Annotated in this window: 19 protein-coding genes; 13 read left to right on the forward strand and 6 right to left on the reverse strand. The window is 52.4% G+C overall.

Annotated elements, in window-relative coordinates:
• Positions 1 to 164: 164 nt before the first annotated feature.
• Positions 165 to 1,484 (forward strand): exonuclease SbcCD subunit D C-terminal domain-containing protein, encoded by a 1,320-nt coding sequence (locus tag B036_RS0105090; protein WP_020567609.1) that lies wholly within the window; start codon positions 165 to 167, stop codon positions 1,482 to 1,484.
• Positions 1,481 to 4,585 carry an AAA family ATPase gene (locus B036_RS0105095; RefSeq protein WP_020567610.1) on the forward strand — a complete coding sequence of 1,035 codons (3,105 nt, stop codon included), beginning with the start codon at positions 1,481 to 1,483 and terminating at the stop codon, positions 4,583 to 4,585. Before B036_RS0105090 ends, B036_RS0105095 begins: the two co-directional genes overlap by 4 nt.
• A 71-nt stretch (positions 4,586 to 4,656) precedes the next feature.
• Here the strand turns inward: B036_RS0105095 and B036_RS0105100 are convergent, their stop codons facing one another.
• A complete protein-coding gene (locus B036_RS0105100) occupies positions 4,657 to 5,481 on the reverse strand; it encodes an alpha/beta fold hydrolase (protein ID WP_169435033.1) in 825 nt (274 codons plus the stop codon).
• Positions 5,482 to 5,718: 237 nt separating this feature from the next.
• Here B036_RS0105100 and hpf point away from each other — a divergent pair, with 237 nt between their 5' ends.
• The 5 genes from hpf (at position 5,719) to B036_RS0105125 (ending at position 11,051) form a co-directional block, all read left to right on the forward strand.
• On the forward strand, positions 5,719 to 6,099 hold the full coding sequence (gene hpf / locus B036_RS28130; protein ID WP_020567612.1) for a ribosome hibernation-promoting factor, HPF/YfiA family: 381 nt from the start codon (positions 5,719 to 5,721) through the stop codon (positions 6,097 to 6,099).
• 105 nt (positions 6,100 to 6,204) lie between these two features.
• Positions 6,205 to 7,167, forward strand: a complete 963-nt coding sequence (locus B036_RS0105110; RefSeq protein ID WP_020567613.1) for a phosphoribosylaminoimidazolesuccinocarboxamide synthase — start codon at positions 6,205 to 6,207, stop codon at positions 7,165 to 7,167.
• A 274-nt stretch (positions 7,168 to 7,441) separates the two neighbouring features.
• The gene (locus tag B036_RS0105115) at positions 7,442 to 7,795 is read left to right on the forward strand and encodes a hypothetical protein (protein WP_020567614.1); all 354 of its coding nucleotides are present in this window, start codon (positions 7,442 to 7,444) and stop codon (positions 7,793 to 7,795) included.
• 147 nt (positions 7,796 to 7,942) lie between these two features.
• Positions 7,943 to 8,569 (forward strand): fumarylacetoacetate hydrolase family protein, encoded by a 627-nt coding sequence (locus B036_RS0105120; protein ID WP_020567615.1) that lies wholly within the window; start codon positions 7,943 to 7,945, stop codon positions 8,567 to 8,569.
• Positions 8,570 to 8,720: 151 nt separating this feature from the next.
• Positions 8,721 to 11,051 carry a TonB-dependent receptor gene (locus B036_RS0105125; RefSeq protein WP_020567616.1) on the forward strand — a complete coding sequence of 777 codons (2,331 nt, stop codon included), beginning with the start codon at positions 8,721 to 8,723 and terminating at the stop codon, positions 11,049 to 11,051.
• A 170-nt stretch (positions 11,052 to 11,221) separates the two neighbouring features.
• Here the strand turns inward: B036_RS0105125 and B036_RS0105130 are convergent, their stop codons facing one another.
• Positions 11,222 to 14,620 (reverse strand): DEAD/DEAH box helicase, encoded by a 3,399-nt coding sequence (locus B036_RS0105130; RefSeq protein WP_020567617.1) that lies wholly within the window; start codon positions 14,618 to 14,620, stop codon positions 11,222 to 11,224.
• 209 nt (positions 14,621 to 14,829) lie between these two features.
• Here B036_RS0105130 and rfbD point away from each other — a divergent pair, with 209 nt between their 5' ends.
• Positions 14,830 to 15,675 carry a dTDP-4-dehydrorhamnose reductase gene (gene rfbD / locus B036_RS0105135; RefSeq protein WP_020567618.1) on the forward strand — a complete coding sequence of 282 codons (846 nt, stop codon included), beginning with the start codon at positions 14,830 to 14,832 and terminating at the stop codon, positions 15,673 to 15,675.
• A 24-nt stretch (positions 15,676 to 15,699) separates the two neighbouring features.
• Here the strand turns inward: rfbD and aroC are convergent, their stop codons facing one another.
• The 4 genes from aroC to B036_RS0105155 all read right to left on the reverse strand — a co-directional run bounded on the left by aroC (position 15,700) and on the right by B036_RS0105155 (position 18,436).
• Positions 15,700 to 16,788 carry a chorismate synthase gene (aroC, locus tag B036_RS0105140; protein WP_020567619.1) on the reverse strand — a complete coding sequence of 363 codons (1,089 nt, stop codon included), beginning with the start codon at positions 16,786 to 16,788 and terminating at the stop codon, positions 15,700 to 15,702.
• A gap of 336 nt (positions 16,789 to 17,124) precedes the next feature.
• Entirely contained in the window at positions 17,125 to 17,577 is a 453-nt protein-coding gene (locus B036_RS0105145) for a GNAT family N-acetyltransferase (RefSeq protein ID WP_044101887.1), read from the reverse strand.
• 23 nt (positions 17,578 to 17,600) lie between these two features.
• Positions 17,601 to 18,002, reverse strand: coding sequence for a hypothetical protein (locus B036_RS0105150; protein ID WP_020567621.1), 402 nt, complete (start codon positions 18,000 to 18,002; stop codon positions 17,601 to 17,603).
• A 53-nt stretch (positions 18,003 to 18,055) separates the two neighbouring features.
• Positions 18,056 to 18,436, reverse strand: coding sequence for a hypothetical protein (locus tag B036_RS0105155; protein ID WP_020567622.1), 381 nt, complete (start codon positions 18,434 to 18,436; stop codon positions 18,056 to 18,058).
• Positions 18,437 to 18,917: 481 nt separating this feature from the next.
• Between B036_RS0105155 and B036_RS0105165 the strand changes: the two genes are divergently transcribed.
• The 5 genes from B036_RS0105165 to B036_RS0105185 all read left to right on the forward strand — a co-directional run bounded on the left by B036_RS0105165 (position 18,918) and on the right by B036_RS0105185 (position 24,379).
• The gene (locus tag B036_RS0105165; RefSeq protein WP_020567624.1) at positions 18,918 to 19,139 is read left to right on the forward strand and encodes a CcmD family protein; all 222 of its coding nucleotides are present in this window, start codon (positions 18,918 to 18,920) and stop codon (positions 19,137 to 19,139) included.
• A complete protein-coding gene (locus B036_RS0105170) occupies positions 19,126 to 20,553 on the forward strand; it encodes a Glu/Leu/Phe/Val family dehydrogenase (RefSeq protein ID WP_020567625.1) in 1,428 nt (475 codons plus the stop codon). The genes B036_RS0105165 and B036_RS0105170 overlap by 14 nt, the downstream gene beginning before the upstream one ends.
• 97 nt (positions 20,554 to 20,650) lie before the next feature.
• Complete coding sequence (locus B036_RS0105175; protein ID WP_020567626.1) at positions 20,651 to 21,133, forward strand: Lrp/AsnC family transcriptional regulator; 483 nt, start codon at positions 20,651 to 20,653, stop codon at positions 21,131 to 21,133.
• A gap of 301 nt (positions 21,134 to 21,434) precedes the next feature.
• Positions 21,435 to 23,279 (forward strand): di-heme-cytochrome C peroxidase, encoded by a 1,845-nt coding sequence (locus tag B036_RS0105180; protein ID WP_020567627.1) that lies wholly within the window; start codon positions 21,435 to 21,437, stop codon positions 23,277 to 23,279.
• An 11-nt stretch (positions 23,280 to 23,290) separates the two neighbouring features.
• Complete coding sequence (locus B036_RS0105185) at positions 23,291 to 24,379, forward strand: catalase family protein (RefSeq protein WP_020567628.1); 1,089 nt, start codon at positions 23,291 to 23,293, stop codon at positions 24,377 to 24,379.
• The last annotated feature ends 95 nt before the right edge of the window (positions 24,380 to 24,474 follow it).

The following is a 24,474-nucleotide window of genomic DNA, read 5'->3' on the forward strand; positions in this document are numbered from 1 at the left end:
TACGGAGTAACCGACAACCTCAGCCAGGGTCCACATCGTTCCCCGGCACTTGTGCCGGCATCTTCTTAACAACCGGCACAAGTACCGGGGAACAATGCGCTCCAATAACTATCTTCGGCCCAATCTGCCACTATTCATTCATTCCTTAATTCTTCCATTCACCTTTGCGTATTCTTCACACCTCAGACTGGCACCTTGGCCACCGCCTCTACGAGCGGGACCGAACGGCCGAGCATCGCGCAGCGCTGGCCTGGTTATTGGATACTATTGAGGAGCAGAAGGTCGAATTATTGGTCGTAGCCGGAGACATCTTCGATACGATGAATCCATCCAATACGGCACGGGGACTCTACTACAATTTCCTCGGAGAGCTGCAACGAACTGGCTGTAAAGCAGCCATCATCGTGGGGGGGAATCACGACAGCCCATCCTTGCTTGACGCCCCAGCGGAGTTGATGCGTCACCTTAATCTCCATGTTGTTGGCGGGGCAAAATCAGACCTCAACGATCAGGTGTTTTTGCTTGATTTAGCTTCGCTGCGTCCTTCTGAGGTGGGCGCGGCCGCAGGTGCAAAGAAAAAGGAAGAAGGAGCAGTGTTGGTAGCCGCGGTTCCCTACCTTAGGGACAAGGACCTTAAATACAGCATTGCCGGAGAATCTCCGGAGGATAGGAAGCAACGCATGCGAGCGGCCATTCTCACCCATTACCAGGAAATCGGTGCTGCGGTAAAGGCCCGGCAAGGTGACACAAAAGTTCCCATTCTGGCCACCGGCCACCTCTTCGCCGCGGGCTCCGAGGATGCAGAAGACAAAGCCTCCCACATCTACCTGGCGGATAAGAACAACATCGAAGCCGGACAATTCCCTGCGTCTTTTGACTATGTGGCCCTCGGCCATATCCACCAGGCCCAAAGGGTAGGGGGAAAGGAAAACGTGCGCTACTCCGGTAGCCTGGTGCCACTTACTTTCGGAGAAGCGCGGCAACCACAATCGGTCTGTGTTTTTGATTTAAGTAAGGCAGGCCAAGAAGTTGATGTTCAGAAAATTACTGTACCTAGGTTCAGAGAATTAAAGAGCGTCCGTGGTACTGCTGAGGAAGTATTGTCGGAGCTTAAGGCACTTACGCTGATGGAAAAGGTACTGGAATCCAGTCAGCTGGCCCCCTGGGTTGAAGTTCGGGTTGAAACTGCCCACCCCTTGCCCCTGTTGCGGGAGGAGCTGCAGGCAGTTATCACTTCGGGTGAACCGACTGATGATTACCCCAGACCTGAAATACTTCGAACCAGCCTGGTGCGTCCGGATGCGGCCATCGCCACCCCGCAGCTAATCACCCGCAACCTGAGTGAACTTGACCCCGAAGACGTTTTTTATCAGCTTTGCCACAATGGTGAGATAGCGGAGAAACGCGAAGACTACGACGATCTCCTGGACAGCTTCCGCGAACTGCGGAACTGGATGAACGAAACCGAAGCCGCTGCCGAATGAAACTACTACGCATCGGTATCCGTAACCTGAATTCTCTGCACGGGGACCAGGAAGTCGACTTCCGCAAGGAGCCGCTGGCTTCCAGCGGCCTGTACGCCATTGTCGGCCCCACCGGGGCCGGCAAAACCTCGATCCTTGACGCCATCACGCTCGCCCTGTACGGCCGCACCGAACGCGACCGCTACGGCAACGAAGTGATGAGCCACGGAACGGGAGACTGCTTCGCCGAAGTGGAATTCAGTAATGATCACGGCCGCTACCTCAGCCGATGGGAGCGCCGCAGGGCGCGCTCCAAACCCGACGGTAAGCTCCAGACCGCCGAACGTTCCTTAAGCGCCTGGAATGAAACAGTTGGTGAATACCAACCAGTAGATAATGCCGATGGCCTCCGCGGCGTCAATGAGCGAACGGAAGAAATCCTGGGCCTGGATTACGGTAGGTTCGTCCGTTCGGTCATGCTGACCCAAGGCCAGTTTGCCCGGTTCCTGGAGTCCGACGTAAGCGAACGCTCCGGCGTGCTGGAGCGGATCACCGGTACGGAGATCTATAGCCAAATTAGTGAGGCGGCGTTCATTCGCCACAAGGTGGCCAACGACGAATACCTTGCCCTTAAAAACAAGCTGGAGCTACAACCGCCGCTCGCTGCGGAAGACCGCAAGCTCCTGGTAGACAAACTCAAGCAAGCTGAACAAACCTCCCTGCACCTGCGGCCGCGCCTGAAAAGCAGCCGGGAAGCACTGGAAAGCCACCGCCGGTACGCCGAGCAAACGACGCTGCTGGAAACGGAACAAAAGCATGTCGCCATGCTGGAGGCGGAGTGGGAAACCATGACGCCGAAACGTGACGCATTAACTGCTAGTTTACGCCTCCAACCCCTGCGCAGTCCACTGGCGAAAATGGATGGCCTGAAAAAAAATAAAGCAACAGTTACTACCCAATTGGCTGCCGCTGAAGCTGCGCTGAAAACACTTAAGCCCGAAGTAACGAGGACGCGTAACGCCGTGGAAACGGCAACGGAAAAACTCGAAAAACACCTTTCGGAACGGCCGTCAAAACTCCAGACTCTGGCGCAAGCAGAAGGCCTTGAACGGAAGATTGCCGAGCTGCAAGTAGCGGATAATAAAGAGAAAGTTCGCCTGAGCGAGCTACAAAAGGAAGTGGCGGACCTAAGCCTTAAGCAAACTACGGCTGAGCATGAACTGGCAACCCTCCGGCAAAAAACGGGGAATGCCGAACCACCGGCGCTGGAAACTGAACTGGCTGAACTTGAAAACCGCCACCCCGAACTTGACCAACAAGTTAACGTACTTACAGCCTGGGTCAGATACCAGGCTGCCGCCAGTAAACTGGAATTAGCTAAGGCTGCGGAAGATAAGGCCGATGTGGCACGAGCAACAGCATTAGGCGACCAGATCGCTGCTGAAAAGGCGCAGCGGAAGGCTGAAGAAACCTTTGCATTACGCGAGAAGGACTTACGCCGAAAGGAGCAAACCCAAAGCCTGGACCACCTGCGCAGCGCGCTTCCTGAAGGGGAGGCTTGTCCCGTCTGCGGAGCAACAGAACATCCTGCGCTCGTTGATTTTGAGCCCGTGGAAGACGCCGAGATTGGCCTTGCCCGTCGGGATGTTGAGCAGGCAAAGGAAGTACTGGAACGTGCAAAAGCCAACCTAACGCAAAAAACGACGGCAGCACTGAAAGCTGCAAGTGACTTTGCTGCCTCCAAGGCAACGGCTACTGGATGGAGGGAACAAGCTGCCGCGCTTCTTCCGCCCGGAGAGCCGCCTGCGTTGCCCGACCTTCCCGCCGCGCTCGTTGCTGCCACAGAACAATTGGCCACGGCTACCGGAAGGTTAAAAGTACTGCGCCAACTGCGCGGAGATCTGCAACGAATGGTTTCAGTTCAGCAATCAATAACCACCTACGTGGCCCAAAAAGCGAAAGCTGCTGCTGACCTGAAGACATTGACGGCCAGCAGCATCGCAACGGTGGAAAGCTTGAAGCAACTTCGACTTGAAAAGGTTGGCCTTATCGGCACCCATACCGTACAGGAGTGTCGGGAAATGCTGGCAGCGCATGATAAAAAAGTGCAGGACCTGGCGGATAGTAGTCGGGCTGAGGCTGAACGTGTTGGTCGACAAAAAACAGCTGCGGTAACTACCCGGGATGCCCGAATGGAAGACCTGGCAGCGGTGGAGGCACAAGTGGAAGTATTGTCGAAGGAACTCGATGCTTTGGCCGAAAGTCTTGACTTTACCGGCCTCTCCGCGGGATGTAAGGAATTACTGCCGCTGGCGGAAGAAGAAGCACTTCGGAAGGAACTGAGCGATAAGGAACAGGCATTGAAGGTTTACCGCGCACGAGTTGAGCAGACGGTAGCACGTCACGGCGAATTATCCACCGCAGTAAAAGACTTGCCGCCAGCTGAAAAGCTTAGTGAGCACCTTGCTAAGGACGAGGCTGCTTACGCCGAAAACGAACAGCTGGTTGGTGCCCTGAAAGGTGAAGTAACCCGGGACGATGAACGTCGCACGGCCGCCAAGTCCATCAGCTTTCAACTCGAAGCGAGCAAGAAAGAACTCAACCGCTGGGCGGCACTCAATAACCTCATTGGCCAGAAGGACGGCACCAAATTCCGCCGCTACGCTCAAACACTGACCTTGCAGCGCTTAGTGGAGGCTGGTAATTATCACCTCAACTCCATCAGTGGCCGCTATCAGATGCGGCACAAAGCTGCTGCCCGGCTGGATAAGGAGGCGCTCGAACTGGAGATCATTGATACCTTCCAGAACGACAACCGTCGGCCAACGAGTACGCTCTCCGGCGGAGAGACCTTCATCGTCTCTCTCGCTCTCGCCCTCGGATTATCGGATTTAGCAGCAGGTAAGCAGGTCATTCAGTCCTTATTCATCGATGAAGGCTTCGGCACCCTGGACGAGAAAATCCTGGATCAGGCAATGACCAGTCTTGAACAGCTTCAGGCACAGGGCAAGACCATCGGGTTGATCAGCCACGTCAAAGAGCTGCGGGAACGCATTCATTGCCAGATTCAGCTGGAGCCGGTAGGGGATGGGTTCAGCGAGATTAAAGTAGTGGGCGGATAAAATAGTAAGTGTAGGAAAGTGGGTTGAGCGAAAGCGTTACAATTGCCGAAAGATGAATTGCGATACGGGCGTTAAGCGTCAAACGCCGCCAGCCAATTCAGTACTGCCGTTCGGAATTCTTCGTCAGCTTCACCAAATGCAACGTGTCCTACATCAGGAAGTACCACCAGTTGGGAGTTGGGTAATAGATTGGCGTATCGCTGTTGGTGCCTGAATGGAATGACCGGATCACGGTCGCCGGCAATTACCAGAACGGGGTGTTGGATCTGACAGATTTCATCCAGCAGGTTCATGTTTAACAAATACCTGAACCAGGCACGTTGTCCGGCAATTTCATGTTGCTTTACGTCCGGGAAAATGTTGCGAATGGTCGGATCAAGCTGGGGGTAGTCGAGCAGGCTGCGCCAACTGTGGGCGTAGGCCAGGGTCGCCAGTTTAAAAAAGGCGCGATGGCGTTGCATCATCCAATAGCTCGCATGAAAGATACCCTTTCGGAAAAAAGTTCCTTTAGCGAAGAACTGCAGGGCTCCTTCGATGCCCTTTGCCCGGCCGGTCATGAAGCCTCCGACGCTGATGATGGAGGCCACCCGATCGGGGAACTTAGCGGCGTAATTCATGGCGGCGAAGCCGCCGACGGAGTAGCCCACCAAATGAAATTTCCCTTCCGGCACCAGATCGTCTACTGCATGTTGAATTATTTCTGCCAGAATATTTTCATCTATGGCCGCAAGGTTTGGTTTGCCGGAATAGGTGCTGGGGTGATGAAGTGGCAGGCTGATGGAGTGCCAGGATCGTTGGTTCTTAATCTCCGGATACATAGCCGCCTCCCAGAAGTTTACGCTGCCCGTCAGGCCGTGAATCCACACAACCGGCTGTAAATCAGTAGTCGGGTGCACATGCGCTAAAGTTGCGATCCGATGACCTTGAAATTCCGTGAATTTTAACGTAGCTTTAGTCATGTTATCCTGGCGTCGGTAATGTTTGTCTGGTGAACAAAATGATTAATCAATGATCTCACCTTGCAGCGAACGAAAGTTACCCGCCGGTAGTTTACCAGATAGAATAAAGTGGTAAGGCCAGTAGTTATACTGCCTGCCAGAATAACCTATTTTCTAACCAAAACCTGATCATATATGCAGATTACCATTCATAAGTCCGGCGAATTGCTGGAGAGCACTAAGCAAGTCATCAACGAAAAAGTAAATAAACTAGAAACCTTTTACGATCGCATCGAGCGTGCGGACGTGTACATCAAGGACGGCGATGGCAACACGGCCAACGGCCATACGGTATCCGTTCGTCTCGCGATTCCCGGAAATGACCTGGTCGCAGAATACAACGACCAGAGCATCAAGCGTGCCATTGCCGAGGTCACCGAAGCGTTGCGTCGGCAAATCAAGAAGCACAAAGAGAAGAACAACGACCACCATCAGGGAATGACCCAAGCCGCAGCTGTGCTTCCCGTGGAGGATGAGCTCGACGAGGACATCGCTGTCTCCGAAGAGCAGCTATAGCAAATTACGGTATCGTAAGGCCAGCGGCCCTTTTCCTGATTGTCAGGAGAAGGGCCGCAGTTATTTTACGAGCGCTGAATTACCTTAGCGCTAAATTCAACCCTCATGTCCAAAGCGCTACTTGAAACCAATCTTACTTTCGACCCTCCTGCCGACTTTTACCGAGGTAAAGTCCGGGACGTTTACCGCCGGGGCGATCAGTTGTTGATGGTGGCGAGTGACCGGATTTCGAGCTTTGACCATGTATTGCCGAAGGCGATACCGCACAAGGGCCAGATACTTAACCAGACCGCGATTCATTTTTTGGAAGCAACACGGGACATTTGCCCGAACTGGTTGGAGTTGTCTCCTGATCCCAATATCGCCATCGGAAAGGCCTGCGACGCGATTCCGGTCGAGATGGTGATTCGTGGCTACGCCGTCGGGCATGCCTGGCGGACGTACGCGAAGGCGGAGCAGGAGGCGGGGCCGCGGGTGCTGTGTGGGGTGGAGATGCCGGCCGGTATGCGCGAAGCCGATGCTTTTGCTGAGCCGATCATTACCCCGGCCACCAAAGCAGAGGAAGGACACGACGAGGACATCAGCCGCGAAGACATTCTGGCTCAAGGCATCGTTGCCCCGGAAGTTTACGCAAAGCTGGAGGACTATACCCGGCGCCTCTTCGCCCGCGGTACGGCCATGGCCGCCGAACGCGGCCTCATTCTGGTTGATACCAAATACGAATTCGGTCTGCTCAACGGTGAAGTCTACCTCATCGATGAGATTCATACCCCCGACTCCAGCCGCTATTTCTATGCCGAGGGGTACGCTGAGCGCCAGGCCGCCGGCGAACGCCAGAAACAACTCTCCAAAGAGTTCGTCCGCGAATGGCTGATGGACAACAACTTCCAGGGACTGGAGGGGCAGACGATGCCCGAAATGCCGGAAGACTTCGTCAACCTGGTCACTAACCGCTACGTCGAGCTCTACGAAACAATTACCGGGAAGACCTTTGAGCCGGCCGAGACTTCGGATATTGAGGGGCGGATTGCTAAGAATTTGATGGGAACTGGGTGGAGGGTGGTGTAACTCCCTTGATTACGCAGCCTTCAGGCTGGCTGGCCAACGAAAATCATCGGCCTGACAGATATTTGGACGAATGAACCAACGAATACAACGAACCAACGAAAACAACGGGGTGAACCCCGTTGCTACGAGAGACGGACTTCCGGCCCTTTTTTTGCACGGGAATCGGGGGAGCGGTGTGCTGTTTGTTTTTCCCGGCTGAAGCCGGTGCTGTGATACAAAGCTCTACGAGCTGCTCCGCGAGCGTGTTGTAGGCATAAATTGATTAAGAACTAATATGCCCGAACCCAACCCCATCTATTTTAAAGACTTGATTGATCCTCGCCGCAGCGTGAGCCTATTCTATTTCAGTCCATTAATGCTCTTTTTTGGAGTGTCGGTTTTGCTGATCTACATCGGTTTGCCGGCGTTGTTTATTGCTGGTGCAGGGGATGATGACGGCAATCCAGTTCCTGCCGATGCGACGGTTGCATTTGCCCGTATCGGCTATTTGATTTGTGGCGTCTTATGGTCATACTTTTTCTTGGTAGTATGCATCAACCGCCTCCGGGCAGCTGGTCTTAGCTTATGGTTATTGCTCGTGCCTGGTTATAATCTTTATTTGCTGTTTACGGCTCCGGACATACCTTAGTGCCTGCTAAAGTCCAGCCTAAAGGCTGGGTAACCAACTTTCTTTGCACCCGCGTCCCCGCCCACCTCCGAAGGACGCAGCGAAGCTAAATCCAACTCCTCCAAAGTGCGGAGCAACTCAGTGACTCACCAACTCAAAAACTCACTAATGAAAATCTTCTGCATAGGCCGCAACTACGCCGCCCACGCCGCCGAACTAGGTAATAAAGCCCCCGGAAAACCAATGGTTTTCATGAAGCCGCCAACGGCCATTTTGCCGAACAACAAGCCCTTTTATTATCCTGAATACAGCCAGGACATCCACTTCGAAACGGAGCTGGTCATCCGTATCGCCAAAAACGGCCGGCACATCCAGCCGCAGTTTGCCATGGACTACGTCGGGGCCATCGGCCTGGGACTAGACTTAACGGCCCGTGATCTGCAGAACGAGTTAAAAGCCAAAGGTCACCCGTGGGAGATTGCCAAAGGCTTCGACAATTCCGCCCCACTAAGCAAGGAATTTTTCGACCCTGACCAATTCATCGACCTCAACGACATCGAATTCCGAATGGAGAAAAACGGAGAGGAAGCCCAACACGGCCACAGTCGTAACATGATCTTCGATCTCACGACCTTGATCTGCTACGTCAGCCAGTTCTTTCGCCTCCAGAAGGGGGACCTGCTGTTTACCGGTACCCCGGAAGGCGTAGGGCCGATTACGCCAGGTGATGAGCTGGTGGGCTTCCTGATGACCAAGGGAGGGGAGCAGGAGATGTTCCGGACAAGGGTGCGGTAGGCGCTAGTACAACTTTTTAAAAAGTTGGAGTAGTTCTCTAAAACAGCCACCCAACCGACCAAATACCCAACTATTCCACCTTACGGACCATATTGCTACCTACTCTCCCTCCTTCCTGTTACTTTTGCGCCTTTCAAAGCCCCAGCCTACCATGCGCAATCTGTTGTTCTTAATTTGTTTGTTCCTCTCCGGCCTGCTCACCGCGCAGTCCGCCATCATTCGGGGTAACGTTTTCGACGAGGAAACCGGCGATCCGATCGCATTTGGTACGGTGCAACTGATTGGACCGAACGGTCTGAATAAAGGAGAGAATACGGATATCGATGGATTCTACAGTTTTGCCAGCTTGCCCATCGGGGATTTCAAGCTCATTGCAACGTACGTTGGTTACGACAGCACCGTCGTCAGCATCAATATCGCGGTAGCAAACGAGATTGAGTACAAGCGGATTAACCTCAAATCTGGTGGTATCAGCCTGGCAACTGTCGACGTAAGTGCCCGCCGGGAACAGGCCCGCTCCGATGTGGCTGTGTCTAAGGTGACCTTCAGCGCTGAGCAAATTATGAGCCTTCCTGCTACGGGAGGCGAACCAGACATCGCCCAGTACCTTACCGTGCTTCCGGGCGTTGTTAGTACCGGAGACCAGGGCGGACAGCTCTACATCAGGGGTGGTAGCCCGGTGCAAAATAAATTGCTGCTGGATGGTATGACCATCTATAATCCTTTTCATTCCATCGGCCTTTTCTCCGTTTTCGAAACGGAGGCGATACGTTCTGCCGATGTTTACACCGGCGGTTTCAACGCCGAGTACGGTGGCCGTATTTCCGCCATCGTTGACATCAAAACCCGCGAGGGCGACAAGAAAAACTTCAGTGGTCTTGTCTCCGCCAGTCCCTTCCAGGCGAAGGTGTTACTGGAAGGCCCGATCAAACCTCTCAATCCGGCCACGGGGAGCAGCATCAGCTTTCTGGTAACTGGTAAGAAAAGCTTGCTTCCTGAAACCAGTAAGAGCTTATACGAGTACGCTGTACAGGACAACTTCTTCAACCTGAGCGATACTTCGTCCGTCACCGGTGCAGATATTGGTCTTCCTTACAACTACCAGGACATCTACGGGAAAATAAGCTTGGTAGGCGGAAACGGTTCTAAGCTGAACATCTTTGGCTTTAATTTTACCGATGATTTTGAGGTGCCCGGTTTGGCCCGGCTTAACTGGACTAATAACGGTGGTGGTACCAGCTTCAACATTGTACCTCCCAGCAGTAATGTCGTTATTGACGGGGTGATCAGTGCTTCGGTCTATGACGTGGCGTTGGTGGAGCAATCCGGCGCTCCTCGCAGCAGCCAAGTTTCGAACTACACGGCGCAGCTGACCTTCACCTACTTTGGTGAGAATACGGAATTGGCCTACGGTTTCGATTTTAACGGACTTAACACTAAGTTCTCTTTTGTCAACCCGTTGAACGTCACCTTCAATCAGGAGGACTTTACTTCCGAGTTAAATGGTTTCGTCAAATACAAACGTACGATCGGCAAACTGATTCTGGAACCTGGGTTCCGCGTTCAATATTACGCTTCTCAGAATACCTTCTCTCCTGAACCTCGTCTGGGACTCAAATTTAACGCCACCTCCAACCTGCGCTTTAAGGCTGCTGGTGGTCTCTATAGCCAAAACCTTATTTCTACCCAGAACGATCTTGACATTGTTAACTTCTTCAACGGTTATCTGGTGGGGCCCGAACGTGTTATTTTTGAAACTGATGGCGTTACCCCAACTGACAATAATCTCCAGACGGCCGTTCACGGTATCGTCGGGGTGGAAGTAGACGCAAATGAAAAACTGACCTTTAACCTGGAGGGTTATTACAAAGGCTTCAACCAACTCATCGAGCTGAACCGCAACAAAGTACTGTCTTCTGATCCTGATTTCGTTACCCTCGATGGCGTTGCCTATGGCGGTGACATTTCCGCAGAATACCGGAGTGGCCGGATCTTACTTGCAGGTAACTATAGCCTGGGCTTCGTTAACCGCACTGACGCCATTGCCGAATACCCGACCAGTTTTGATCGCCGCCACAACGTCAATGCCTACGGCTCCTACATCTTTGGTGGCGATAATGCCTGGGAATTTGGCTTCCGTTTCAATTTCGGTTCCGCCTTCCCCTTCACGCAGACCATCGGGTTTGTCGAAGAACCAGACCTGAGTTCCAATCCAGTACTGCCCAATATCCTTACTGGTAACGGCGACCTGGGTGTCTTGCTTAGCCCGGACCGAAACGGCGGTCGCCTCAGCGATTTCCACCGATTGGACCTTTCCCTGCAGCGCACCATCAATTTCGGAGACAATGCCCGACTGGAAGTAACGGCCAGCGTCACCAACAGCTATAACCGGGAGAATATCTTCTACGTAGACCGGATCACTAATGAACGGGTGAATCAGTTGCCGATCCTGCCTAGTTTGGGGGCTACTTTTTACTGGTAGAAGCCTACAGATTTTCGTTGAAATTCTTGCGAGCAGGAGCGGGACTTGCCCCGCCCCTGCTCGCTAACGAAGAGCTGACTAGCGTTCGCTCAGCGACACGCCCAACAAGTTCGAGGCTGGTACGGGCGGGGCTTGCTCCCACCCGACCAGTTTACGACTAAAAGCTTCCATTAGTGGTTATTCCCACCCGCCACAAAATCCAGCAACTCCCCATACACCATACTCTGCCGTAAGATCTCCGGGCAACCGACAATGACGAGGTGCTCCCGCGCCCTGGTCATGGCGACGTTCAGCTTCCGATCAACGCCCTCTTCACTAATCTGGGAAAGCATCTGGATCTGGCTGTATTCGTTGGTACATAAGGAAATCAGCACGATCCGTTTGGCGCCGCCCTGATAGCGCTCCACCGTGTCTACCTGGAAGTTTTCTGCAGGCAACCCCGCTTGCTGTAATTGCCTGCGGATATGGGCAATCTGTGCGCGGTAAGGGGTGATGATGCCGATGTCTCCGGGTTGAATCGGCCGGTCTGTGGGGGCATAAAGGCGGGTGTATGCCTCAATCAACCGGATCATTAATGCTGCTTCGTGGCCGTTGACTTTAGGGTCTGCAGTAGACCTGTCGGGCTGGGTCGGCAGGAACACCAGCCGGTGGTTACTCAATGTTTTTTCCAGGGGCGCGGCCGCAGGTGCCAGGGAAAGTTTTTGGAGCTGGGTTTCCCGGTGAGCAATGCCCTCCGGCAAAATGCTGAGCTGCTGGTTATAAAAATGTAGCGCCGGGAAGGCCATGATGTCTTCATGCATTCTTCCCTGGTGACTGAGTTGATCGAATGCCCATGACCACTCCTTACGCTGGGCCGTCAGATAGAGCCGTTCAAATAAGCTGGTGGCCAGGTTTTTTAGCCCGATCTCCCGTAGCTTTTCATCGTGTACTTTTGTGTCCTGTGGCCGCTGCTGGACCACCGCGGGTAATTGCCGGTGATCTCCGATCAGTAACGCACGCGGAGCCCGGGGCAACAGCCCCGCCAGTAATGGTTCCAGTATCTGGCTCGCTTCATCCACAATGATCCGGTCAAAGCTTTTCAGCGCAAACAGCTCCGCTTTGCCGCCAACACTGGCAACGGTACTTACAATTACCCTGGTCTCCTGAATCAAGGCCTTTAACTCCACTCGTTTACTGATCCTGGTACTTTGTACCTGAAGTAGCCGTTCTTCGAAGCGGGGCGCTACCCCGTAGCGGCTACCAATCCGAAGGTAATTACGGAAAGGCTCGCCGTCCGGTCCGATGATACGCTCAATGCTTTCGCAAATTTCATCTACGGCGCGATTGGTGTAAGCGACAAGTAACAGACTTTCTGAAGTATTGTCGAGAAGGTGCCGCACCAGGTGGTGAAGCATCTGGCTGGTTTTACCAGTCCCCGGAGGCCCCCACAGCAGGAAATAATCGGGTGCCGTGATGATGCGTTGCAGGATGCGGTTTTGTTCGTCGGTCAGGGTCGCGGCGATGGTCTCCTGATGGGCTGTTGCCTGCCCCGGAGGCTGGAAGCCCAACCACTTTTGCCGGAATTCACTGGACGCAGACGCCCAGGTCAGCATACCCTGGTAATGGTTCCGGAAGCTACTGTCCAGGACATCTTTTTCTATGCTCCAAAACTTACCCCGCTGAAAGGCGGTGTCGTTCAGCTGTTGGCTCCTCAATCTCAGCTGCACTTCCTGCTGATCAACTTTGGTAATGGTCGACTTCAATACCTGCGAGGCCAGCACATCCTTAGGCCCTGCCGCCGCCTCTGGCGTCGCGTACAGGGCGATGATGTCTCCCTGGCGGAATTTCACCAGCCGGTCGTCTTGATCTGGTCGTTGCAGCGTCAGGATAGCGGTTTTCTCGTCGTAGCCGGCGTAGGTCAGACCGTCGAGTAGCTCGAAGCGTTCGATCTTCGCTTCCCGGTCGTCGAGCCAAAGGCTCGCCAACCCGTTAATCCCTTCCAGGCGTTGTTCTCCGGTTTTGGCGAGGCGCTGTTCTCTGGCGGTAAACCCGAGGTAGGCACCAAAGTAGCGGCGTTCAATGTCGTTAAGGTCACCGTAGTGGGTAAGGACCGCATCGTGGTCCCGCTTGGCGAACCTGCTCAGGTCCGGAAGACGAGTGGGCTGCAGGCGGTTGAGGAGTTTTGTCGTCTGAGCAGCAAGGTCAGTATCGGGGCTGGCTCCCAGCTGGCCGATCAACAATTCTACGCCCATCAACTGATTGCGGGCGGCAATGGCTTCGAGCTTTTGCAGGTACTCTGGCGGCGCATACTTCAGACCGCTTTCGTAGTCGGCACTGTAAAGGATATAACTGCGGACATTGGCCCCTTCGCCTAATGCCTGGTTGATCATCAGATCATATAGCAGCGTCTGGATATAATTCGTCTGGTTGATACCATGACGATTTTGCTTCCAATACTTGCTTGTTTTTTGTTCCACAATGGTGGTGGGGTCGTCCCTGTCTTTTCCAGCCTGTAAGAGGTCAAGGCGGCCCTGGACGCCGTAAGTCGGACTTAGAAAGCTTGGTTCCAGCAAAATGGCTTCCCGGTCTACATCGATGCCTTCTAATTCCTGCCGTACAAATTTTTGCAGCGTAACGAAGTGTTTGTTTAGTTGGGCAATCAATTCCTTAATCTCCCGGTCGTCAAACAAACATAGTTGGAGCGGTTGGGTCTGGAAAATATTACCAATCAGGGCTTTGAAACTAACCTCAGGGTTTTCTACCAACCGGTCGAGGAAATAGTTGACTAAATTACCCCGAACCAGTGGCATGGCTACGCGCATCGGGACGAGCTTTTTCGCAATTGCCGTCCAGGGCTGGTAGTGGTGCGTTCCGCTGAAAGATTCAGCTACTGCAGTGACGTCGATCAGATAGTCTGGGTCAACCACCATCTGCGCCGGGTGCAAGTGATCGTCGTCGCGTAATTCCGCATTGATCAGGTTGAGCAAGCAGGGTAAACCGCTGACTTGTTTAACAATGGCAATGGCCTGAGCGATAAAGGGGTTAGCCACTTCTTCCTCCGCATAGGGGATAGCGTAAACGTTTTCCGGGCGTTCCTCTTCACGGACGTACAGTAACTGGTCCTCCTCATCGAATTCCACCGCAACAACCCGAAGGGTGGGGAAGCGTTGTCTGACCTCCGTCTTAACGTAGGGGATGGGGTAGGGCAGCGTAAGGTAATCGACCCAGGGGGCGGGTACCGCCCCGCCAAACAAGGCACGGGTCAACTCTGTGGCCACCCGGTAACCGGTCACGAGGTGGTCGGCTAATTCCGGCTCCGATAACTTCGCCGGACGCCGCTGCCGGAACCGCCGCTCCTGAAAGATATGGACGTTGGGAATCCCGTATTTATGCGCAGCATAGCTAATTCGGGCAAAGCTGGTGCTGAAGTGCAGCTTATCCTTTTCCGTCGCCCGTTCAAAAATCTCCAGAACAAGTCGTCGCAACGCCAGAGCCCGCTCGGTATCCGCATACACTTCGTTGGCCGCGATCTTATCTAGCTGGCGGTAGAAGTACTTACGAAAGGCATCGTGGCGCTGGGTCTCGGTCATTGGTGCGAAGGTAATTGGTCTGTCGGGATTTTGGACTATTGGACTTTTGGCACCTGCGGCCCCGCCTCCCCTTATTAACGACCGGATCACCATTGTCTACCACTAAACAGCATTGTAATTGAGGTTCATCACCCAATAGTCGAATTGTTTCAATAGACCAATAGCTCGATAGACCAATAATCCCAACAGACCAATTACCTTTGCCGCCAATGAAAAGAATCATGATCTGTGGAGCCGGTGGTCAGCTTGGGCAAAAGCTTATCGGCGCGGCCCGCCAGCTTGAAGGTGTGCGTATTTTTGCCTACAATCGTTCCTCCCTCGACTTAACCAAACCTGCTGACTTGCGCGCAGCCTTTGCTGAAGCAAAGCCCGACATCTGTTTCAACGCTGCGGCCTACACCGCGGTGGACCGGGCTGAAAGTGAGCCAGACAAATGCCGCGCCGTCAACGTAGAGGGAGCTGCCCGCCTGGCCGGAGCCTGCTTTGAAGCCAGTGTCGGCTTCGTTCACTTCAGTACCGATTATGTATACGACGGCGGCTACAACCGACCCCTCCGTGAAGATGACCGGACCCTTGGGACCAGCGTCTACGCCCGGACCAAACTGGAAGGGGAAAATGCAGTGATGAAAAATCATCCCGACGCTTACATCATCCGAACCAGTTGGGTGTATGCTGAATACGGGGAGAATTTTGTTCGCACCATGCTGCGTCTGGGAGCAGAACGGGATCAGCTCAGCATCGTCGCTGATCAGATCGGTAGTCCAACCTATGCCGCCGACCTCGCTGCGGCCACCCTGAAACTGGCTGCAAGCAACGCCCCCAGTGGTATTTACAATTTTTCCAACAGCGGCGCCTGCTCCTGGTACGATTTTGCCCACGCTATTTTTGAGATCTCCGGGACCGATTGCCTCTTGAAGCCGATATGTACGGAGCAGTATCCTACGCCGGCTAAACGGCCGAACTATAGCATTCTGGATACCCGGAAGATTTCGGAAGTGACGAGTGTTCCACGCCACTGGCGCGATGCGCTGGTGGAGTGTTTGGGGAAGGTTTAAGAACTAGAATCTAGCTCCTGGTTTCTAGTCCCCTAGCTTCTGACTCCTGGCCCGTAACGCCATATCCGCCAAAACCAACGCTACCATATTGTCCACAATAGGTACCGCTCGGGGCAACACGCACGGATCATGCCGGCCTTTGCCGGTCACCGTCACGGGGTCTCCAGCTTCATTAACGCTGGTTTGATCCTGGATGATGGTAGCCACGGGTTTGAAGGCGGCGCGGAAGTAAATGTCTTCACCGTTGGAGATGCCTCCCTGAACGCCACCACTACGGTTAGTTCGCGTTCTTACGGTGCCAGCATCGTCGGTATAAAATTCGTCGTTGTGCGCGCTGCCGCGCATCGTGACACCGGCGAAGCCGGAGCCGTATTCGAAGCCTTTGCAGGCATTGATACTGAGGATGGCCTTGCCAAGTTCGGCGTGTAGTTTATCAAATACGGGTTCTCCCCAGCCGGCAGGGACGCCCTGTACTACACAGGTGACCACACCACCGATGGTATCACCGGCTTTACGGACGGCGAGGATCTCCGTTTCCATTGCTGCGGCCTTCTCGGGGTCCGGACAGCGAACATCATTGCTTTCCGTCAGGCTCAGGTCGAGGTCCTGGTAAGGCTTGTCAACGACAATGTTGCCGACCTGGGAGACGTAGCTATTGATGGTGATGCCATAATGGCGAAGCAATAATTGCGCCACAGCTCCGGCGGCTACCCGGGCGGCGGTTTCCCGTGCACTGGAGCGACCTCCACCGCGATAATCGCGAATACCGTACTTGGCGGAGAAAGTGTAATCGGCATGACTGGGCCGGAACTTGTCGAAAATATGACCGTAGTCCTTACTCCGTTGGTCCTGGTTAAAAATTATCATCCCGATGGGTGTACCCGTGGTTTTACCTTCGAATACGCCGGAAAGCACCTGCACGCCGTCGTTTTCTTTACGTTGGGTCACGATGCGACTCTGGCCGGGCTTACGACGGGCCAACTCGGCCTGGATGAATGCTTCATCGAAGTCCAGCCCGGCGGGGCACCCGTCGATGGTGACACCGAGACCGACGCCGTGGCTTTCGCCGAAAGTAGTGATGCGGAAAAGGGAACCGTAGGAGCTGCCAGCCATAGGGAATTGGGGAATAAGCGAATGAGGGAATAATAGAATGGGAAAATAAGCTTCGCCGGGACAAAGGTACTTAGGCGAATGTTTTGATGGGGGCTTTTTGACCGGCGAAGTCCAACTGCTAATCGGATAGTTTTCTGCGGTTGATTTTTGGTCCTGTTATTTATTTAGCAGATGGCGGGGCCGCAGGTGCAAGCCCCCCTATCCGTGCCTGCCGGCCCGGTCCCCAAAGGGGAAGGGGATAAAGAAGCAAGGTGATTAGCATCTCTTGCGGTAGCCGGTACGAGCGCAGCCCTTCGTATTTATTAGTCAGGTAGGTGAAATCTATCCTAAACGTTATCACCCCCTAAGTCCCAACTCCATAATCTCGTCCGAAGCTTGAAATCCAAGCCTTTGGTAGAACGTCCGGCTTTTTTCGCTTGGCCACACGATGACCACTTCAAGATCTTCTGAGGCTGACCAATCTTTTATTCCTTGCAGCAATTGCGAACCAATACCCTGGTTGCGATATTCCGGGATGGTATAAACGTTGGTCAGGTAACCAAAGGTGTCCTCTGGCCTATTGGGGCGGGGGATCATGCTGACCAATTTTAGACTTGCATTAGCTACCGGCTTTCCACTTTCTTCCATTAACCAATGTTGCCAGGAACCGGATGCCAGGCTGCTTTCGAAAAAGAGGGTGCAATTTTTCAAGAATTCCACCTTAGTTACTATTGGCGGGCTGTTTTCTTCTTCCCGCTGAAAATCCCATCTCAAAGAAGCAAGTATTGGGGCATCTAGCTTCGTTGCCATCCGGATAACAAGGCTGGAAGGGTTCATACAAACAAATCATCTTCCGAATAATCCCTCATGGGCTGGGGTTCAGCATGCCGTGAACGGTTGCTACGTGGTGGTGGTGCATTGAGGTCCAAGCCCGGAGGCGTTGGCATTTGACCACGATTGGTGTGCGTCAGCTTGTCCCGCCAGGTGCCCAGCAAGACTTTGTCGTCGCGTTTTACACTATACGTTGTTCCGTTTAGCCCAACGCTGATCCTGACACGGAACACATGGTCCTGCCCGGAATAACCCGTAGGAACCCGGAACACATGGGTGCTGCCAAAGAACCTGCGTTTTCTGCTCATTTCCATTCCATTCCAATAAATGGTGTCTTTTCCCGTCCACATTCCGTGGTGGATTTCAAGAAGATCATCTCCAACGGGCAAGCTAACTTTCAACATGGATACTGGTTTTAAGGGAAGACATTACAACATCCCTTTATTCTCCTACTCATTTAAACCAAGTCTTCTTCCCGGTACAGCGGCGCAGTCACCCGCTCTTTGCGGTGATGGTAGCCGCGATTACCGGGTAAAACGGGTAAGGCATTACTCGCGTGGCGGTAGTTGGAGCCGCTCTGGTCCAGCAGGCATTCACCGTTTCTGAATACATCAACAGTAACGGCAGACATGGAGTTGAAACTGAATCGGAAATCTACGCGGTAATAATCGGTATTGATTCCGTCGTCGGCCAAAACCTGGAACTCATGAATGCCGACAAACCAGTTGAACTGCTTACTGACCCGGATACCGTTAAAGTAAACCGTTTCGACGCCGGTCCACATACTGTTGTAAGCTTCGATGGTGTTGTTACCGATGGTAAGAGATGCAATTTTCATGGTTGGCTTTTTTGATTGATGGTACTAAAGTGGGGTTATTTCTCAGGCGGTAAAAATTCGTTCGATGAATCCAAGCGGAAGCTCGATGAATAATTGGATCTTCCGCATTTATGCTGAAAGAGAAGGAAGCCTGCCTGGAAAGACGGACTTTCAACGAATAATAAAGGTTGTATCTGATCCGGCGAATCGGTGGTCAGCCTTTCTCTGTAGGAGAGGTGGCACTTCTGGCGAAACCTCCATAGATTGCTCAACATTGCACCGCAAACCTGCCCCTGGACCTGCGGCCCCGCCCAACCATGAAGGATGCAGCTAAGTTGAAAGTACAACCCCTGAATCTCCTTATTTTCCTGGTTATGCAAGCCTCCGCCATAAAATCTAAAAATCATTTTCCCGCAACAATCTGTTTCCGGCTTCAAACAACTACATTTACCCAACGTGGCAAGCTTATATTTGCCCCCCTAACCAAATGCCCCGGCAAATAATGGCCCGCCTCTTAGTATTCATTCCTTTACTATTCTGCTTTACCGCAAGTCTTTGCGCTCAAACCGTTGTCGAACCACCGGCGGATTTTCTGAGAAGCGTTGGTAAAATCTATGTAGTGGTGGCGGTAATCATGGTTGTTTTTCTGGGGCTTGCTTTTTACCTGTGGCGAATGGATCGCCGCCTATCTGATTTAGAAAACCAAATTGATGATCATGCCTAAAGAAGTTTCGTTTCTCGACAGCGTTAATCGGTATTTTGACGCTGCCGCACCACACACCGGCCTGGATGAAGGCCTCCTCAAGCAGATAAAAGTCTGTAACGGCGTATACCAAATTCACTTCCCCGTTAAAATTGACGGGAAGGTAATTGTACTTGAAGCTTACCGTGCGCAGCACAGTAATCACCGTAGCCCTACTAAGGGCGGTATCCGTTATTCTAACCATGTGAATCAGGACGAAGTGGTGGCCTTAGCTACACTGATGTCCTACAAGTGTGCCATTGTTGACGTTCCTTTTGGCGGTGCCAAAGGTGGGGTGAAAATCAACCCCTGGGAATACAGCGAGGCCGACCTGGAGAAGATCACCCGGCGATACACCACCGAACTGATCCGGCACAAATTTATCGGTCCTGCCATTGACGTACCTGCTCCGGATTACGGAACGGGAAGCCGCGAGATGGCCTGGATTTATGATACCTACCGTGCTTTTTACCCCGATGACATCAATGCCGCTGGTTGTGTAACGGGCAAACCCGTAAACCAAAATGGTGTTCGTGGACGTACGGAAGCGACCGGGCGTGGTGTTTTTTACGGCATCAGGGAGGCTTGTAACCAGAAAGACCTGATGGACCAGCTCGGAATGGAGGTGGGCATCGAAGGTAAGACCATGGTGATCCAGGGCCTCGGTAACGTGGGTTCCCATACTGCAACCATCAGCCAGGATGAAGGTGGTGTTAAGATCATCGGTGTTTCCGAGGTCGAAGGTGCTATCTACAATCCAGACGGCATCGATATTCACGCCCTGCTCCGCCACCGTGCGCATCATGGCAGTATCCTCAGCTACCCGGATGCGCGGATCTACGGTAAAGAGAAGCGTCGGGCGGTGATGGAATTTGAATGTGACATTCTGGTACCCGCCGCACTGGAAAACCAGATCGATGCGGAAAACGCCCCTAACGTTCGGGCCAAGATCGTTGCTGAGGCGGCTAACGGACCCGTTACTGCAGATGGAGCTGCCATCCTGGCCGAGCGCGGCATCATCGTTATTCCAGATATCTACCTCAATGCCGGTGGTGTGACGGTTAGCTACTTCGAGTGGCTGAAGAACCTGAGCCACATGCGTTTCGGACGCCTTGAGAAGCGTTTTGACGAACGTGCCTACGGACGGATCGTAGACCAAATCGAAGCGACTACCGGCAAATCGATCAGCGATCGCGATAAGCAGTTGATCATCCGGGGAGCAGACGAGGTCGACCTGGTTCGTTCCGGATTGGAAGAAACTATGATCACTGGTTTCGAAGGCATTTACTCTATGTACAAAGATAACGCGGAGATCAAAGACCTGAGAACTGCTGCTTTCGCACTGGCAATCAGTAAGATATCCAGTGACTACATTGCCCTTGGAATTTGGCCATAACCGGACTTCAGGAAAATTTTATACTTTTTCAAGCGAAATTTTGAAATAATTGTTGGTGCGGCTATCTTCGCCGCACCAACATTCCCTGACCCATCTTATGTCCGATAAACTTGATAAAATCGATCTGAATATCCTGAAAATCCTTCAGGACAATAGTAAGATCACCAACCTAGACCTTTCTAAACGAATTGGTCTTAGCCCCGCACCAACTCTGGAGCGCGTTAAAAAGCTGGAACAGAACGTGGTGATTAACAGCTACCACGCTCAGGTTAATCCGGAAGCTATTGGCCTTATGGTCAAAACTTTTGTATTAGTATCCCTCGACTGGCGTAAGAACCAGGCCCGTGAAAGTTTTCTTTCCCAGGTAGAAGGGATTGATGAAATCACTGAGTGCTACATCATTACTGGCGAAGCTGATTTTTTGATCAAAATTGTTTGTAAGGATATTCCTACCTACGAACGGTTACTGTTCAAGACCTTACAGCAGATTGATGAGATCGAGCGACTGAAGACTCTAATGACGCTTTCGACAGTGAAAGACTCGAAAGTGTTGCCCTTCGACTACGAAGGCGGAGAGTAGTCTCTTCTATTTGAATTTGGGTAATGTATACCGCCAGCGTTATTAAACGCCTGGGGGTATTTCTGTTGGACCTATCCGTAAGTTTAATCAACCGTTTTTCAGGTATCTACTCACAGGAAGGCGATAATAATCAGCAGGGGTTTATACCTGTTTGTTAAGGTTTTTGTACGGTATTTCTCCCGGTACTTTGGTGGTCACTTGTTTCAGCACTAGATTTAGGTTATTATTAAGTCTAAGAGATTTTGAGATTTACTGCCTAAGGTCCTCATTTAGAGAATCACCCAATCCATACACACCCAAGATGAAGAAGATTTACGCTTGTGCCCTGCTTATGGGCCTGATAGTGGTATGCTGTGCTCCTTATAAGGATTTAATCCCTGATGACACCGTATACTATCCCGCTGATGGAAGTAAAGCTCCAATGCGGGAGTCCTTTGAACAGGGGCTCAACAATGATGAACGTGGTCAATTTTGGTTTACCCCCCAGGGGGCCCACGTGCTCCCTTATGATTGGTTCACCTGGTTGGAACAGCCAGACAATGAGAAGTTCTTTCGGAGCAATGATTATATGGGGATGCTCGGCTACCTGCCGATGGATTCTTCCAGGATGAATCCCTCCGGGCTACCGGTCGGTTTTGCTATGTCTCGGGCGGGCTCTCAGAAAGAAGCTTTTGTCGGGTTTACCTGTGCTGCCTGTCACACCAATGAACTAGAGTATCAGGGTAAAAAATTCCTGGTCGACGGGGCACCAACCCTGGCCAATTTCGTAGGCTTTTTTGATAACCTGGTATTGACATTGAACAGGACCTACGACGATCCGGAAAAATTCGGCCGCTTCGCCAAAAGAGTGCTCGGAGATGACTATCAAGATACGGAAGCCCAGAAGGCACTCCGGGAACGTCTCCAGAAGTGGATGATTGGCGCTACGGAGCGGCAGGGCGTTAACGCTACTTCTCCTCACCTCCCCAAAGACTTTACCAGCTACGGCCGCCTGGATGCTTTTACGAATATTGAGAATGCGGGTACCGCATTTGCCCTCAACTTGTTGAGTAACCGTAATGCTACCAATGCTCCGGTGTCCTACCCCTTTTTGTGGGGTACGCACCAGTCTGATCGGGTTCAATGGAACGGGAGTGCACCGAATATCCCCCGGGCAGTAGGCCCTATGGTTCGAAATATTGGCCAGGTTGTAGGGGTGTTCGGAGGGCTTGAAATGGAAAAAGCTCCGCTTTGGAAAAGGCTGCTGGGGCATAGAAAGATCCAGTATTCCTCCACCATTGACTTCGAGAGTCTGGGCCAACTGGAAGGCTTGGTGAGAAATATTCAAGCACCGCGATGGAACGACCCTGCGTCTAACCTCCCGGAACTTGATACGGACAAGATCTCTGCGGGAAGAATACTGTTTGCGAACAACTGCCAAAGCTGCCACCAAACTATGACCCCGGAGCAGTGGGATGAGCCTTATAATGCCGTTCTTACACCCGTAAAGGAAGTGGGGACTGACCCCATGACTTCCTGGACGGCAGAACATCATATGGCGAGTACTGGAATTCTTAAGGGGACGAAAGGAAAAGTCCTGGTTGGCAAACGCTTTCCGGACAGCACCCAGTCCATAAGTATTTCCGTCAACGGCGTAGCCGGTCTGGTGCTGAAGCACCCGGGAAAGGTGGTTAGTGGCATAGCAAATACTAACCGGGTTAAGCCCCGACAAGCATTCAACCAAAATCTCGATAACCGGGACGCCATCGCCGAGAACCGTGCCGATGAGCATGACTTAATGGGAAATATAGATCATGATCACGACGATAGTACGCCAACGATCCGGAACCTGGACGGTCTTTACTACAAAGCCCGCCCTCTGAACGGCATCTGGGCTACAGCTCCTTACCTGCACAACGGCTCAATACCCAACCTGTGGGCGCTGCTGACGGACCCGCCAAATCGTCCCACCGCTTTTTGGGTGGGCAGTACCGAATTTGACCCTACGCGCGTTGGCTTTGTCGACAATAAGGGAAAGAATGAATTCAAAGTACGGGACAACTCCGGCAACATTATCGAAGGCAACTCCAACCTTGGGCACAATTACGGTACCCATTTGACGGATGAGGAGAAGTGGGCCCTGATTGAGTTCATGAAATCAATGTAAACAAACGAATCATGAAACACTTTTGCTTATTCCTGATTCTTGCCTTCGGGATTACAGCTTGTTCAACACCGCGAAATGCGAAGTTGGCCACGGAATACCCTTCAAAAAGTGAAGAGAAGGCCACCGCAAAGGTCATCGGTCTGCTAAAGGAATTGCTGGAGAAGGATTACCCTGCCCCTGCCCGGATGGAAAGGGACGCACACCCCCTGCAGCACGGTCTGGTAAAAGCGGAATTCATCATCGAGCCAGACCTTCCCGAGAATCTGAAAGTTGGCATCTTCAGAGAAGCGAAGACCTACGAATCCTGGATCCGTTACTCCAATCTTTCACCTGGGAAACCCGATATAAAGAAAGATTCACGGGGGATGGCCATCAAGGTGATGGGCGTCAAAGGAAAGAAAATTCTCCCTGATTTGATCGACGCGCCGACACAGGACTTCGTCTTTATGAGTACCCAGATATTTGTGACGAAGGATGTCCGGGGATTTGGAAATCTCCTCGGGTCCATAAACCGTGGGAAATTGAACGCCGGGCTGCATTTCCTGACGCACCCCCGGTTGGTTTCCCTGTTTCTGAAAGTCCAGATCCAGCTTCCTAATTTGACGGGAATAGAGTGGGGGAGTACAACGCCCTATCTTCTGGGAGATGGAACGGCAGTAAAGTATGCCGTAAAACCGCGTACGCCCACTACCGAGACTATTCCGGGGAAGAAAGACAATGTTTCGGATAGCTACCTAAGGGAACGACTGGCGGCAAATTTGGCGAACGACGATATATATCTGGACTTTTACGTTCAGGTTCAGAAGGACGCCCGAAAAATGCCAATCGAAGACCCCCGAAAACTTTGGGCGCAAGATGAGTCTCCCTTCATCAAGGTGGCCACAATTAAGGTTTTAAAGCAGATTTTTGATACGCCTGCTCAACAGCTCTACGGCGATAATCTCTCCTTCTCACCCTGGCACGCGCTGCCGGTACATCGCCCGTTAGGAGGAATCAACCGTGGTCGTCGGGCTATTTATGATACAATGTCGAAGTTCCGGCATGACCGGAATGAGGAAAAAATGTCTGAACCGGGAAGCTGGGCAGACTTCAAAGAGTAGTTTATTTTATCCAGAATTATTTTTAAGAGAGACAACAGCTTTATTTTTTTGGCGACGGTGCGCAGGTGCAAATACGAGGATAAAGGAGCAGGTTA

The organism is Neolewinella persica DSM 23188, assembly GCF_000373105.1.
GTDB classification, from domain to species: Bacteria; Bacteroidota; Bacteroidia; order Chitinophagales; family Saprospiraceae; genus Neolewinella; species Neolewinella persica.

Bases quoted from the DNA above. Each gene is read 5' to 3' on its own strand.
- B036_RS0105095 (WP_020567610.1), top strand. From the start codon at position 1,481: ATGAAACTACTACGCATCGGTATCCGTAACCTGAATTCTCTGCACGGG.
- hpf (WP_020567612.1), top strand. From the start codon at position 5,719: ATGCAGATTACCATTCATAAGTCCGGCGAATTGCTGGAGAGCACTAAG.
- B036_RS0105110 (WP_020567613.1), top strand. From the start codon at position 6,205: ATGTCCAAAGCGCTACTTGAAACCAATCTTACTTTCGACCCTCCTGCC.
- B036_RS0105115 (WP_020567614.1), top strand. From the start codon at position 7,442: ATGCCCGAACCCAACCCCATCTATTTTAAAGACTTGATTGATCCTCGC.
- B036_RS0105120 (WP_020567615.1), top strand. From the start codon at position 7,943: ATGAAAATCTTCTGCATAGGCCGCAACTACGCCGCCCACGCCGCCGAA.
- B036_RS0105125 (WP_020567616.1), top strand. From the start codon at position 8,721: ATGCGCAATCTGTTGTTCTTAATTTGTTTGTTCCTCTCCGGCCTGCTC.
- B036_RS0105130 (WP_020567617.1), bottom strand. From the start codon at position 14,620: ATGACCGAGACCCAGCGCCACGATGCCTTTCGTAAGTACTTCTACCGC.
- rfbD (WP_020567618.1), top strand. From the start codon at position 14,830: ATGAAAAGAATCATGATCTGTGGAGCCGGTGGTCAGCTTGGGCAAAAG.
- aroC (WP_020567619.1), bottom strand. From the start codon at position 16,788: ATGGCTGGCAGCTCCTACGGTTCCCTTTTCCGCATCACTACTTTCGGC.
- B036_RS0105145 (WP_044101887.1), bottom strand. From the start codon at position 17,577: ATGGCAACGAAGCTAGATGCCCCAATACTTGCTTCTTTGAGATGGGAT.
- B036_RS0105150 (WP_020567621.1), bottom strand. From the start codon at position 18,002: ATGTTGAAAGTTAGCTTGCCCGTTGGAGATGATCTTCTTGAAATCCAC.
- B036_RS0105155 (WP_020567622.1), bottom strand. From the start codon at position 18,436: ATGAAAATTGCATCTCTTACCATCGGTAACAACACCATCGAAGCTTAC.
- B036_RS0105165 (WP_020567624.1), top strand. From the start codon at position 18,918: ATGGCCCGCCTCTTAGTATTCATTCCTTTACTATTCTGCTTTACCGCA.
- B036_RS0105170 (WP_020567625.1), top strand. From the start codon at position 19,126: ATGATCATGCCTAAAGAAGTTTCGTTTCTCGACAGCGTTAATCGGTAT.
- B036_RS0105175 (WP_020567626.1), top strand. From the start codon at position 20,651: ATGTCCGATAAACTTGATAAAATCGATCTGAATATCCTGAAAATCCTT.
- B036_RS0105180 (WP_020567627.1), top strand. From the start codon at position 21,435: ATGAAGAAGATTTACGCTTGTGCCCTGCTTATGGGCCTGATAGTGGTA.
- B036_RS0105185 (WP_020567628.1), top strand. From the start codon at position 23,291: ATGAAACACTTTTGCTTATTCCTGATTCTTGCCTTCGGGATTACAGCT.